This window comes from Pseudomonas sp. KT_2_4 (genome assembly GCF_041410225.1).
GTDB classification, from domain to species: Bacteria; Pseudomonadota; Gammaproteobacteria; order Pseudomonadales; family Pseudomonadaceae; genus Aquipseudomonas; species Aquipseudomonas paracarnis.
In genome coordinates, this window is record NZ_CP166962.1 from 2328879 (window position 1) to 2341148 (window position 12270).

Genomic DNA, 12270 nt, shown 5'->3' on the forward strand with positions numbered 1-12270 from the left:
TTTCCAGCCCGATTGGCAGAAAACGGTACGGGTGTTGCAGGGCTTGAATGGGGCCACTGTCACCCACCAGGAATACGGCTAAGGGCTCCCCGGCCCCGAACCAAAGACTTCGGCATGGAAGCGGCGCGATGAGCTCCCTTCCTCCTGTCCCGAAGTTGTTATGCCAGGCCCAGGCCTGCTGTAAGTGCTTCAGGACGGAACGGTGGGCACCGTGATGGTGCCCAAATAAATATAGAATGTGGAGACACCCCCTCATGCAAACCGACACAACTCGCGAGAACCCGCAGGGCTCCGTGCCGCAGGCCGCTGATTCGAATCTGGATCTGTCCGCCACTGCACCTGGCCAACTGCGTGTGATCAAGCGTAACGGCACTGTCGTTCCTTATACCGATGACAAAATCACCGTCGCCATCACCAAAGCGTTTCTTGCAGTTGAAGGCGGCACCGCTGCCGCTTCGTCGCGCATCCACGACACCGTTGCCCGTCTGACCGAACAGGTCACCGCGACCTTCAAGCGTCGCATGCCATCGGGCGGCACTATCCACATCGAAGAAATCCAGGACCAGGTCGAACTGGCCCTGATGCGTGCCGGCGAGCAGAAAGTGGCCCGCGACTACGTGATCTACCGTGATTCGCGCGCCAAGGAACGTGCCGTACGTTCCCCGGCCGAAGAAGCCGCCGTACAAGCGCACCCGTCGATCCGCATCACCCTGGCCGACGGCAGCTTCGCACCGCTGGACCTGGGCCGCCTGAACACCATCATCACCGAGGCCTGCGAAGGCCTGGAAGAAGTCGACGGTGACCTGATCCAGCGCGAAACCCTGAAGAACCTGTACGACGGCGTCGCCCTGACCGACGTCAACACCGCCCTGGTGATGACCGCCCGTACCCTGGTTGAACGCGAGCCGAACTACTCGTTCGTGACCGCGCGCCTGCTGATGGACACCCTGCGCGCCGAAGGCCTGGGCTTCCTGAAAGTCGCCGACAGCGCCACTCATCACGAGATGGCCGACCTGTACGCCAAGGCCCTGCCGGCCTATATCGCCAAAGGTATCGAATTCGAATTGCTGAACCCGATCCTGGCCACCTTCGACCTGGAAAAACTCGGCAAGGCAATCAACCACGAGCGTGACCAGCAGTTCACCTACCTGGGCCTGCAAACCCTGTACGACCGTTACTTCATCCACAAGGACGGTATCCGCTTCGAACTGCCGCAAGTGTTCTTCATGCGCGTGGCCATGGGCCTGGCGATCGAAGAGAAGAACAAGGAAGACCGCGCGATCGAGTTCTACAACCTGCTGTCGTCCTTCGACTACATGTCGTCGACTCCGACCCTGTTCAACGCCGGTACCCTGCGTCCTCAGCTGTCGAGCTGCTACCTGACCACCGTGCCGGATGACCTGTCGGGCATCTACCACGCGATCCACGACAACGCCATGTTGTCCAAATTCGCCGGCGGCCTGGGCAACGACTGGACACCGGTGCGCGCACTGGGTTCGTACATCAAGGGCACCAACGGCAAGTCCCAGGGCGTCGTACCGTTCCTGAAAGTGGTGAACGACACCGCCGTCGCCGTGAACCAGGGTGGCAAGCGCAAAGGCGCTGTATGTGCCTACCTGGAAACCTGGCACATGGACATTGAAGAGTTCATCGAGCTGCGCAAGAACACCGGTGATGACCGTCGTCGTACCCACGACATGAACACCGCCAACTGGATCCCTGACCTGTTCATGAAGCGCGTCTTCGATGACGGCAAGTGGACACTGTTCTCGCCATCCGAAGTGCCGGACCTGCACGACCTGACCGGCAAAGCCTTCGAAGAGCGCTACGAGTACTACGAAGCCCTCACCGAGTACCCAGGCAAGGTCAAGCTGTTCAAGACCATCCAGGCCAAAGACCTGTGGCGCAAAATGCTGTCCATGCTGTTCGAAACCGGCCACCCATGGTTGACCTTCAAGGACCCATGCAACCTGCGCAGCCCGCAGCAGCACGTGGGCGTGGTCCACAGCTCGAACCTGTGCACCGAGATCACCTTGAACACCAACAAGGACGAGATCGCCGTTTGCAACCTGGGCTCGATCAACCTGCCGAACCACATCGTCAACGGCAAGCTGGACACCGTAAAGCTTGCACGCACCGTCAACACCGCCGTACGCATGCTCGATAACGTGATCGACATCAACTACTACTCGGTGCCACAGGCGCAGAACTCCAACTTCAAGCACCGTCCGGTTGGCTTGGGCATCATGGGCTTCCAGGACGCCTTGTACCTGCAGCACATCCCTTACGGTTCCGACGCTGCGGTCGAATTCGCCGACAAGTCCATGGAAGCGGTCAGCTACTACGCGATCCAGGCTTCCTGCGACCTGGCCGACGAGCGTGGCGCCTACGAGACGTTCCAGGGTTCGCTGTGGTCCAAGGGCATCCTGCCGCTGGATTCGCAACAGATCCTGATCGAAGCCCGTGGCCAGAAGTACATCGACGTTGACCTGAACGAAACCCTGGACTGGGCGCCGGTACGTGCCCGTGTGCAGAAAGGTATTCGTAACTCCAACATCATGGCCATCGCACCGACCGCCACCATCGCCAACATCACTGGCGTGTCGCAGTCGATCGAACCGACCTACCAGAACCTGTATGTGAAATCGAACCTGTCGGGCGAATTCACCGTGATCAACCCGTACCTGGTTCGCGACCTGAAGGCCCGTGGCCTGTGGGACTCGGTCATGATCAACGACCTGAAGTACTACGACGGTTCCGTGCAGCAGATCGAACGCATCCCGCAAGAACTCAAAGAGCTCTACGCGACCGCTTTCGAAGTGGACACCAAGTGGATCGTTGACGCCGCCAGCCGTCGTCAGAAGTGGATCGACCAGGCCCAGTCCCTGAACCTGTACATCGCCGGCGCCTCGGGCAAGAAGCTGGACGTGACCTACCGCATGGCGTGGTACCGTGGCCTGAAAACCACTTACTACCTCCGTGCCCTGGCTGCGACCAGCACCGAGAAGTCGACCATCAACACCGGCAAGCTGAACGCAGTGTCCAGCGGCAACCACGGTGATGACTCGGTACTCGCAGCACCCGCCGGCCCAGCACCGGTGCCAAAAGCCTGCGCGATTGACGAGCCGGATTGCGAAGCTTGCCAATAAGCTGAGCCAGTCCAGGGATATTGTCCCCCTGGATTGAAAAAGCCCGATAGACCCCGACTGCATAGGGTTTATCGGGCTTTTTGCTGACTGCCTTAGAGAAACGCGTACGCAATACCCTGCTTTGGCGCGCCACCTCGGCGCCCCCACAACTCCACGCGCCCGTCGATGACCACCATCGAATGGCGATCGTAGGCCACGACGCCGAGCTTGCCGCTCGCCAGCTCACTGCTTGAGGACTGCCTGTAAAGCCCTTTCAAACCCAGACGATCCAATGCTTCGCGGGGCATTTCGCCGTTGTTCAAACTTTGCATCGCATGGGCGAAGCTTCTTTTTGATTGGCTAGGGTTGTCGTCCAGGCCATTCCCTTCCATCTGTGCCCGCTTGGCGCTCGCTGCAAACATGAAGTTGGCATCGGTCAGCATGCCCGGATTGTCACCCTTGAACTGCGCATACCTGGCCGCCTGCTTTAATTCATCCTTGGATAGATTAAGTTCGAAGCCGTCGCGCATCTTCACGTGATAACCGTCTGCCGTCTCTTTTACCTCCTTGAACACGTCAGTGGGTTTCTGACCAAACTTCATCATTGCGCCCTTTATCGCTGAAACCGTGACGCAATTGCCATCGGGGCCCTGGCTGAATCCACTCCAGATGTTGTCCGGTTTTTTTCCTGGGTTACTTTGATCAGGCTTGTAGTTGAAGTGCTTGGAGCCTTCCGTAATCGGCAGATTACTCATGGGCTCGCTGGGCCCAAAATTACCGGGGCTTGGCCTGCCACCACCGCCCCCACCGCCCCCACCTGGCGACGGGCCAGGAGAAGGCGGCGAAGGTGTGGGTGATGTATCGTCCGTTTCCGGAAACCATTCTTTCATCAGGCGCCGCAGCATCTCCAGCCAGGAGACGTCTGCCTTCTCCATCAACTCCTGCATGATCTCCTTGAACTTTTCATCACCCAGTTCTTCGCGCTTCTCGTTCAACTTGTCACGAAGGTCCTGGACGGTTTGGCTCTTGGATGTTTTCTCGGCATCTCTCAACTCATTGAGCAGTTGCCTCACTGATTCTGCATCAGAGGACTTGCCTCCCCCGGGTTCATCCGACTGACTTTTGCGTCTGTATAGACCGGCGCTGTAGTTATTCAGAACAAACCAATGGCTGCCTGCTGGCATCCCTTCCCACTGCTTGTAGATCGCCATGCCACTCTCCCGATGGTCCATGGGCGACATGCGCCCGTGTCCCGTGCGTGGCGCAAGGGGCGTTGGGCGTTCCAGCAGCAAGGCGAGATGAAACAGGCGGTAAACTAGCAACGCGCGCGCACAAAAAAGCCCCTCGATTGAGGGGCCTTTTTGTGTGCAGGTATTTTTTGAGCAGGGGTATCAGGTCATCTGAATGATGGTCTGCATGATGGTGCTTTGGGTGGAGATGGTCTTGGCGTTCGCCTGGTAGTTGCTCTGGGCCTTGATCAGGTCCACCAGTTCGTTGGTCAGGTTGACGTTGGAGTTCTCCAGGGAGTTGGCCACGATCGAACCCAGGGTGCCGGCTTGCGGGTTGTCATAACCCGGCTGGCCCGAGGCGAAGGTCTCTTTCCAGGTGGTCGCACCGGCTGGCTGCAGGCCCTGCTCGTTGTTGAAGCTGGCCAGGGAGATCTGGCCGATGGCCTTGCTCTGCTGGTTGCTGAAGGTGGCGAACAGGACGCCGCTGCCGTCGATTTTCAGGCCGGTGATCTGGCCGGTGGCATAGCCGTCGGTGACCGGAGGGTTACGGTAGGTAGCCGAGTTGTACTGGGTAATGTTGGCCATGTTGATGGCGATGCCGCCCGGGTTGGCATCCGCACCGTTAGCCTTCCACACGCCGTCAGTCACCTTGCCTGGAACCCACCCGGCAACGGTCAGGGTCTTGTCGGACACACCATTGGTGACGACAGTAGTCAGATTGCCAGCGCCATCGAAGGTCAATGTCGACGGCACGGGTGGCGTCGAAGGGGTGCCAGTCGGGGCCGAACCATCAGGGTTGCGACCGTCAATCAGGGTATAGGCATTCCACTTGTTGCCGTCGGTTTTCACCAGGTACTGCACCATCGGGTGCGCGTTCCCCTGAGAGTCGTACAAGGTGGTGCTGTATTGGGTGGTGAAGGTCTCGGTCTTGGTCGGGTCAAACGGCTTGGCCGCCTGGTCAATCACCGGCTCCGAGGAATTCAGGTTACTGGTGGAGTCGACCTTGGTGGATGCCTTGGGCGGCAGATTCGCCAGGTTCAGTTGCAGATCGACCAAGCCGCCCTTGGTGATCTTGCCATTATCGTCCGCGGCATATCCTTGCAGGCGCGAAGTGCCGGTGTTGTTGGTGATGTAGCCGTCCTTGTCCGCACGGAACGCACCACTACGGGTGTACTCCAGCGAACCGTCGCTGCCCTTCTGCACGAAGAAGCCACCGCCCTGAATCGCCATGTCGAGGATGCCGCCGCTACCGTTGACATCGCCCTGGGTGAACTGCTGGGACACCGCCGCCAGGTTCACACCGTTGCCGATGCTGTTCTGGCCGGTGCCCAGCTTGGAAGCCGCGTAGATATCGGCGAATTCCGCACGGGATGACTTGAAGCCAGTGGTCGCGACGTTGGCGATGTTGTTGCCGGTCACGTCCAGTTGTTTGTTGGCCGCATAGAGGCCGCTAAGGCCGATATTAAAAGACATGTTTCTCTCCTTCTGCCGTATTTAGCCGGCTCTATGTACCGATAGTCTGAATTTGCGACAGTTTGACGCTGCCCATGCCGCCCGCAAGGTTGAGCAGCATTTCGCCGCCAGTCTTGCTCAGGGTCACACTGGTGACCGTGGCGGGCAGCGAAGTGGCCAAGGCCACTGCGTCGCCTTTGTCGTTCTTGGTGGTGGCGTTGAAGGTGTAGGTGCCAGCTGGGGCGACCTCGCCCTTGTCGTTCTTGCCGTCCCAGATAAAGCTTTGGGTGCCGGCACTCTGGGCGCCCATGTCAACGGTGCGCACCACATTGCCGTCTTTGTCGGTGATCTTGACGGAGACATTGCCCACCGCCGAGGTCACTGCCACCGAACCGGTCATGCTCTTGCTGGTATCCACCATGGCCTTGTCGGTCTGGATGATGATCGAACGCCCCACCAGCGACGAAGCCTGCAGCGCCTGCGAGGAGCTGAAGTTGCTGGAGATGTTGTTCACCGAGTCATTCAGGGTGTTGATGCCTTCCAGGCTGCTGAACTGGGCAAGCTGCGCGACGAACGCGCCGTTGTCCTGAGGCGACAGCGGGTTCTGGTTTTTCAGTTGAGTGACGAGCAGTTGCAGGAAAGCATCCTTGCCCAGCGACTGGTTGCCCGTCGCCGTCTTGGAAGCGTCACTGACGCTGCTGTTATTCGTCGCGGTCTTGACCTTGGAATTGAAAAGGTCCTGAACCGCCGTGTTGTTAGACGTATCAACGATGGCCATTATTTGGCGCCCCTTATCACTGACCCAGGGTCAGAACCTTCTGCATCATGGTTTTGGCGGTGTTCATCATTTCCGCGTTGGTCTGGAACGAGCGACTGGCGGAGATCATGTCAGCCATTTCCTCGACCACGTTGACGTTGGGGTAGTAGACGTAACCCTTTTCGTTCGCGGACGGATGGTTGGGCTCGTAACGGGCCTCCAGGTTGCTCTGGTCTTCGACCACGCCCAACACCTGCACGCCTGAGCCGGCGGCGTCCTGGTTCTGGAACAACGAATCGCTGCCGTTTGCCTGACCACCCTGGAACATGGTGGCAAACACCGGATGGCGGGCGCGATACGTCTGGTCAATGCTCGACGAGACAGTCTCGGCGTTGGCGATGTTACTGGCGACGGTGTTCAAACGCGTGGTCTGCGCGCTCATGCCACTGCCGGCAATATTGAAAACACTGGACAGAGACATGGCTTACTCTCCACGCAGGGCTGACATCAGCCCTTTGAATTTGCTGTTGAGCAGGGTGAAGCTGGCCTGGAAGTTCACCGAGTTTTCGGCGTAGTTCGATTGCTCCAGCTGGGCGTCGACGGTGTTCTGGTCGATCGACGGCTGCATCGGCGTGCGATACAGCAGTGACTCGTCACCCTTGCTCAGGCCTTGCGCTTCGATATGACGGCTGTTGGTCATGTTCAAGGCGAAGGTGCCGTTCTTGGTCTTGTCCTGCTGTGCGGCGAGCACGGCGGAGAAGTCCAGGTCCCGAGCCTTGTAGTTCGGGGTGTCGGCGTTGGCAATATTGTTGGCCAGGACTTCGGCACGCTGGGCGCGGAAGCCCAGGGCTTGTTCGTGGATACCGAGCGCTTTATCGAAGCTGATGCTCATGGCGGAAACCTTTAGGCTGACCTGCTGTTCGTTAGCAGGGTTATAGCAAGGTGCATGCCAATCTTGCGGGAGCCCCTATATCAAGGGTTTGGAGGGGAGTCGACGGCGGCTATGCCAGAAAAGCGGCAAGCGATTTCCGCGTAGCGCCATTAAAGCGGCAATGGGCAGTTGCCGCTTTACGCCAGCTTGCCGAGAAAAAAATGTGGGAGCTGGCTTGCCTGCGATGGCGGAGTACCTGCCGACCAATTCATCGACTGACACAACGCCATCGCGGGCAAGCCCGGCTCCCACAGTTTTATTGCATACCCCAGGCTACTTGGCCTGGTAGATGATCCCCGGGCTGCATTGCACCATCTGGAAGTGATCCGGCAGCCCATTGAGCGCCTCGGAAGCACCGAGGAACAGATAACCTCCGCGCTTGAGCGTGCCGTGGATGCGCAACAGGATGTCCTTCTTCACTTCAGCCGAGAAATAGATCAGCACGTTGCGGCAGAACACCATGTCGAACTTGCCCAGGCTGGCGTAGCTGTCGAGCAGGTTGAAAGAGCGAAATTCGACGCGGTTCTTGATCGGCGCCTTGATCGCCCAACGCCCTGCCCCTTTGGGGTCGAAGTAGCGTTGCAGGCGTTCCTGGGACAAACCTCGGCCCAGGGCCAGGCTGTCGTACTCACCGGTCTTGCAGTTGGTGAGCATGGTGCCGGACAGGTCCGTGGCCACAATTTGCGCACCGGCTTTCAACTGGCCCATGTTGGTCCGCTCGAACTCATCGATGGACATCGAGATCGAGTACGGCTCCTGCCCCGAAGAACAGGCCGCCGACCAGATACGCAGGCGCTGGCCCGGGCTGGCCTTGATGGCTTCGGGCAACACTTTGTTCTTGAGCACTTCAAAGGGATAGGTATCGCGAAACCATAAGGTTTCGTTGGTGGTCATGGCATCGACCACCATTTCCTTGAGCCCACTGCGCGGCTGCCCCTGGATCCGCTGGACCAACTCACCCAGGGACTTGATGCCCTGCTGTTCCATCAGCTTGTTGAGACGGCTGGATACCAGGTACTGCTTGTTTTCACCGAGCAATATGCCACAGGCTTTTTCCAGGAAGACCCGGAACTGTTCGAAATCCAAATTACCCGTAGACAATGATGCCGCCTCTTAAATCGTGTGACCGCCGGGGGACATCCCCTAGCCGTGATCTGCTGCCTTGATCCGGTCGACTACCCGGGATGCGAGGTCATCAGGACGGAATTTGGCCAGAAAGTCATCCGCACCGACCTTCTTGACCATTGCCTGATTGAATACCCCCGACAACGAAGTATGCAGGATGATATGCAATTTTTGCATGCGTGGATCGTTACGTATCTCGGCCGTGAGCGTATAGCCATCCATTTCCGGCATCTCGATGTCAGAGATCATCATCAAGAATTCTTCTTCGGGCTTCTTGCCTTCGTCCGCCAGCTTGCGCAGGTAATCCAGGGCTTGGCGTCCGTCATTGAGGGCCACCACCTCCACCCCGACGGTTTGCAGGCAACGCGTGACCTGCTTGCGCGCCACCGAAGAGTCGTCCACGGTCAACACGCGCAGCGAAACCGCCTTGTGTGCCGTTTCGGCATCCACCACTCCGACGGAGATGGTTTCCGAGGTGGGGGCCACTTCGGCGAGGATCTTCTCCACGTCGATGATTTCCACCAACTGGTTATCGACCCGCGTCACCGCCGTCAGGTAGTGATCGCGCCCCGTGCCCTTGGGCGGCGGATGGATCTCTTCCCAGTTCATATTGACGATGCGCTCCACCGAGCGCACCAGGAAACCCTGGGTCTTGGTGTTGTACTCGGTGATGATCACGAAAGGGTTCTGGCGGTCTTGCAAACCCGCGGCCCCCGTGGCCATGGCCAGGTCAAGAATCGGAATGGTCGCGCCCCGGATGTTGGCCACGCCACACACCACCGGACTGGACTTGGGCATGATCGTCAACTTGGGACATTGCAGCACTTCACGCACTTTAAACACGTTGATGCCATACAACTGATTGCCATCCAGGCGGAAAAGCAACAACTCCAGGCGATTCTGCCCTACCAGCTGTGTGCGCTGGTTTACTGAATCCATTACACCTGCCATGCCCAGACTCCTAAATCCTAGGGGTACGACGCGTACCCAACACTAAACGGCACGAGCTTTGCTATTTACTGAGTATGGATATTAAAACGACAGTTTCCCGACACCCTGGCCGCTCACGCTACCGCAGACTGCTCTGCGCCGCGCTGGCGCTGCTTGTCTCGGGCCTGGGCGTCACGGCCCGCGCCGACAACGTTACCCTGCCTGATCTACTTATCGGCGTCACCCAAGGCTTTCTTGAGTTCACTGTAGAAGATTATCTGGCGACCACCCAGACGCCGGGGCGTTATGAAATTCAGGTCAACCAGTTGGACCCACGTTTGCGCATGCCAATGTGCGACAAGGAATTGACAGCCACCCTGGAAAGCCCCGCCCAGCCTATCGGCCGTGTGACCGTGAAGGTGCGCTGTGAGGGCGCCTCGCCCTGGACGGTATTTGTGCCGGCGCAGGTCAAGCTGTTTCGCGACGTAGTGGTAGTGGCGCGGCCATTGAAGCGCACCGGCATCATCGGCTACGACGATGTGGCGCTGCGCGAGAGGGACATCAGCTTGATCAACCAGGGCTACCTGACGTCACTGGACCAGGCCGTCGGGCAAAAACTCACCCGCCCCGTGGTCACTGACCAAGTCCTCACACTGGTTCATCTGGAACAGGCGGAGGTGATTCGCAAGGGTGACCAAGTGGTGATTTCCGCCAGCAGTGGCGGCCTGAACGTCAGGATGCCGGGCGAGGCGTTGTCCAACGGCGGCATGAGCGAACAGATCCGTGTCAAGAACCTCAACTCCAATCGCGTGATCAAGGCGCGGGTCACGGCGCCAGGCCAAGTCGAGGTGGCGCTATAGATGACTGGAATCAAATGCCAGCTTTTCCTACACTGTGTGCTGGATATTGAGCCGAACAGGTTTATTGTCAATCGAGCCTAAAGTTTGCCCGGGTATGGCCGAAAACATGGCAAGCGTCCAAATACCCAGAGGTTTTTCAACATGGTCATTGATTTCAGTCGTTTGAATAACACCCCGGCCTTGCCCGGCAATACGCGCACCGGCGGTGCCAAGGACAGCGTAGAAGCCAAGCCGCAGCCCTTGCCTGCCAAAGCAGAGCAGGCCGCCGCCAGCCAGAGTGGGGAATCGGTACACCTGAGCAATGAGGCTCAACAGTTGCAAAAGGTCACTGACTCGCTGCGCGATCAACCCGTCGTCAATAAAGCCCGCGTGGCCGAGTTGAAACAGGCTATCGCCGATGGCAGCTATAAAGTCGACAGCAACCGTGTAGCCAGCAAGCTGCTCAACTTCGAAGCCGAGCGCTAGGCAAAGGCCTGCGCAGGGCTTTTGGACGCTTAAAACCCAAGGCCAGCCATGCACCACGACGAACATTTGCTCCAACTGATCATTGATGATCTGGCGCCGACGCAACAATTGCTCGAGCTGCTCAAGGAAGAATCCCTGGCCTTGTACGGCCGGGATATGCCCTTGCTGGAAGAAATCCTGGCGCGCAAACAGTCGCTGATTGTCTTGCTCGAACAGCACGGCAAGAAGCGCAGCGAGATTCTGATCAGCCTGGGCCTGCCTGCCGACCACGATGGCCTGGCACAACTGGCCAGCCACTCTTCAGTCGGCGATCAACTGCTGGCACAGAGCAAAGAACTCAATCATTTGCTCGCACAGTGCCAGGAAGCCAACCTGCTCAACGGTCAGTCGATCCAGCTTCAGCAAGCCACGACCGCCAATCAGCTGCGCATACTGCACGGCGGAGAGCCTCCGGCCCTGTATAACGCCCAAGGCTCCACCTCACGCCTGGTCAAGCCAAGCACCCGCAGCCAAGCCTGACACCGGTTTACAGCGCGACCTATCCAAGGCGCGCTACATACTGGCAAAATGCCGGTTCTTGCGTGTAGTCGTATTTTGCCTGGAGATGGAAGAACCGTGTTCAACGCCCTTAATGCGGAAGATGCACCGCAGCCACCCAAGGTGCTCACCACGCCTCTGGAAATCGCCAGCACGTTGCGGATGCTGCAAGAAAGCCATGACCCGCTGATCATCACTTTCCACGAACGCAGCCAGCGGTTCCAGAGCTACCTGGTGGACATTGACCGCGACAGCAAGACGCTGGTACTGGACGAAATGATTCCCCGTGACGGTGAACGCTATCTTGAGAATGGCGAAGCCTTCCGTATCGAAGGTTTCCATGAGGGCGTGCGGGTTGCCTGGGAAAGCAACGGCACCTTGACCATCAGCGAAAAAGGCGGCCACCGCATCTATAGCGGCAGCCTGCCCGGCGAAGTGGTTTACCATCAACGACGCAATGCCTTCCGCGCCGCACTCAAGCTTGCGCAGCTGGTGGACATTCAGTTGGGTGGCGAGAAGCTCAAGGCACCTATCAGCGGTAAGCTGCTGGATATCTCGGCAACCGGCTGCAAATTGCGCTTTGAAGGCGATATCTCCGAACGTCTGCAGTTGGGCCAGGTCTATGATCGCTTTATTGCTGCCCTGCCCTTCGGCAGCATGACCACTTCCGTGGAACTGCGCTACCTGCACTTCGAAGACAAGATCAACACCACCTTTGCCGGCGTGCGCTTTCACAACATGAGTGGTTTGGTGCAGCGACAAGTGGAACGCTTTGTCTACCAATTGCAGCGAGAAGCTCGGCGCTTCGATAAAGACGACGATCTTTAAGCGTTAGACGCTGAGATAAAAAAACGGG

The 12270-nt window shown here is 58.4% G+C and carries 12 protein-coding genes; 5 read left to right on the forward strand and 7 right to left on the reverse strand.

All coding sequences use genetic code 11. The features are described 5' to 3' along the window. Positions 1 to 254: 254 nt before the first annotated feature. Positions 255 to 3149 carry a ribonucleoside-diphosphate reductase subunit alpha gene (locus AB9N64_RS10705; RefSeq protein ID WP_003193565.1) on the forward strand — a complete coding sequence of 965 codons (2895 nt, stop codon included), beginning with the start codon at positions 255 to 257 and terminating at the stop codon, positions 3147 to 3149. Between the two features lie 92 nt (positions 3150 to 3241). Here the strand turns inward: AB9N64_RS10705 and AB9N64_RS10710 are convergent, their stop codons facing one another. The 7 genes from AB9N64_RS10710 to AB9N64_RS10740 all read right to left on the reverse strand — a co-directional run bounded on the left by AB9N64_RS10710 (position 3242) and on the right by AB9N64_RS10740 (position 9573). Next, positions 3242 to 4339 carry a hypothetical protein gene (locus tag AB9N64_RS10710; RefSeq protein ID WP_172832660.1) on the reverse strand — a complete coding sequence of 366 codons (1098 nt, stop codon included), beginning with the start codon at positions 4337 to 4339 and terminating at the stop codon, positions 3242 to 3244. A gap of 180 nt (positions 4340 to 4519) precedes the next feature. Then, a complete protein-coding gene (gene flgE, locus AB9N64_RS10715; RefSeq protein ID WP_014719578.1) occupies positions 4520 to 5830 on the reverse strand; it encodes a flagellar hook protein FlgE in 1311 nt (436 codons plus the stop codon). A gap of 31 nt (positions 5831 to 5861) precedes the next feature. Next, a complete protein-coding gene (gene flgD, locus AB9N64_RS10720; RefSeq protein WP_014719579.1) occupies positions 5862 to 6587 on the reverse strand; it encodes a flagellar hook assembly protein FlgD in 726 nt (241 codons plus the stop codon). Positions 6588 to 6603: 16 nt separating this feature from the next. Further along, positions 6604 to 7047, reverse strand: a complete 444-nt coding sequence (flgC, locus tag AB9N64_RS10725; RefSeq protein WP_371360246.1) for a flagellar basal body rod protein FlgC — start codon at positions 7045 to 7047, stop codon at positions 6604 to 6606. Positions 7048 to 7050: 3 nt separating this feature from the next. Then, positions 7051 to 7458 (reverse strand): flagellar basal body rod protein FlgB, encoded by a 408-nt coding sequence (gene flgB / locus AB9N64_RS10730; protein WP_003193573.1) that lies wholly within the window; start codon positions 7456 to 7458, stop codon positions 7051 to 7053. 312 nt (positions 7459 to 7770) lie between these two features. Next, positions 7771 to 8598, reverse strand: a complete 828-nt coding sequence (gene cheR, locus AB9N64_RS10735) for a protein-glutamate O-methyltransferase CheR (protein ID WP_014719581.1) — start codon at positions 8596 to 8598, stop codon at positions 7771 to 7773. Between the two features lie 42 nt (positions 8599 to 8640). After that, the gene (locus AB9N64_RS10740) at positions 8641 to 9573 is read right to left on the reverse strand and encodes a chemotaxis protein CheV (protein WP_003193578.1); all 933 of its coding nucleotides are present in this window, start codon (positions 9571 to 9573) and stop codon (positions 8641 to 8643) included. Between the two features lie 74 nt (positions 9574 to 9647). Here AB9N64_RS10740 and flgA point away from each other — a divergent pair, with 74 nt between their 5' ends. The 4 genes from flgA to AB9N64_RS10760 all read left to right on the forward strand — a co-directional run bounded on the left by flgA (position 9648) and on the right by AB9N64_RS10760 (position 12242). Then, positions 9648 to 10412: a flagellar basal body P-ring formation chaperone FlgA gene (flgA, locus tag AB9N64_RS10745; protein WP_106111311.1), complete on the forward strand. Its 765-nt coding sequence runs from the start codon at positions 9648 to 9650 to the stop codon at positions 10410 to 10412. 141 nt (positions 10413 to 10553) lie between these two features. Then, positions 10554 to 10877 (forward strand): flagellar biosynthesis anti-sigma factor FlgM, encoded by a 324-nt coding sequence (gene flgM, locus AB9N64_RS10750; RefSeq protein ID WP_019817214.1) that lies wholly within the window; start codon positions 10554 to 10556, stop codon positions 10875 to 10877. 48 nt (positions 10878 to 10925) lie between these two features. Continuing rightward, entirely contained in the window at positions 10926 to 11396 is a 471-nt protein-coding gene (locus AB9N64_RS10755; protein WP_014719584.1) for a flagella synthesis protein FlgN, read from the forward strand. Between the two features lie 96 nt (positions 11397 to 11492). Next, positions 11493 to 12242, forward strand: coding sequence for a flagellar brake protein (locus AB9N64_RS10760; protein WP_014719585.1), 750 nt, complete (start codon positions 11493 to 11495; stop codon positions 12240 to 12242). Positions 12243 to 12270 lie beyond the last annotated feature (28 nt).

Coding starts and splice junctions, on each gene's coding strand:
- AB9N64_RS10740 (WP_003193578.1), bottom strand. CDS start 9,573: ATGGCAGGTGTAATGGATTCAGTAAACCAGCGCACACAGCTGGTAGGG.
- AB9N64_RS10755 (WP_014719584.1), top strand. CDS start 10,926: ATGCACCACGACGAACATTTGCTCCAACTGATCATTGATGATCTGGCG.
- flgA (WP_106111311.1), top strand. CDS start 9,648: ATGGATATTAAAACGACAGTTTCCCGACACCCTGGCCGCTCACGCTAC.
- flgM (WP_019817214.1), top strand. CDS start 10,554: ATGGTCATTGATTTCAGTCGTTTGAATAACACCCCGGCCTTGCCCGGC.
- flgB (WP_003193573.1), bottom strand. CDS start 7,458: ATGAGCATCAGCTTCGATAAAGCGCTCGGTATCCACGAACAAGCCCTG.
- AB9N64_RS10710 (WP_172832660.1), bottom strand. CDS start 4,339: ATGGCGATCTACAAGCAGTGGGAAGGGATGCCAGCAGGCAGCCATTGG.
- AB9N64_RS10705 (WP_003193565.1), top strand. CDS start 255: ATGCAAACCGACACAACTCGCGAGAACCCGCAGGGCTCCGTGCCGCAG.
- flgC (WP_371360246.1), bottom strand. CDS start 7,047: ATGTCTCTGTCCAGTGTTTTCAATATTGCCGGCAGTGGCATGAGCGCG.
- flgE (WP_014719578.1), bottom strand. CDS start 5,830: ATGTCTTTTAATATCGGCCTTAGCGGCCTCTATGCGGCCAACAAACAA.
- flgD (WP_014719579.1), bottom strand. CDS start 6,587: ATGGCCATCGTTGATACGTCTAACAACACGGCGGTTCAGGACCTTTTC.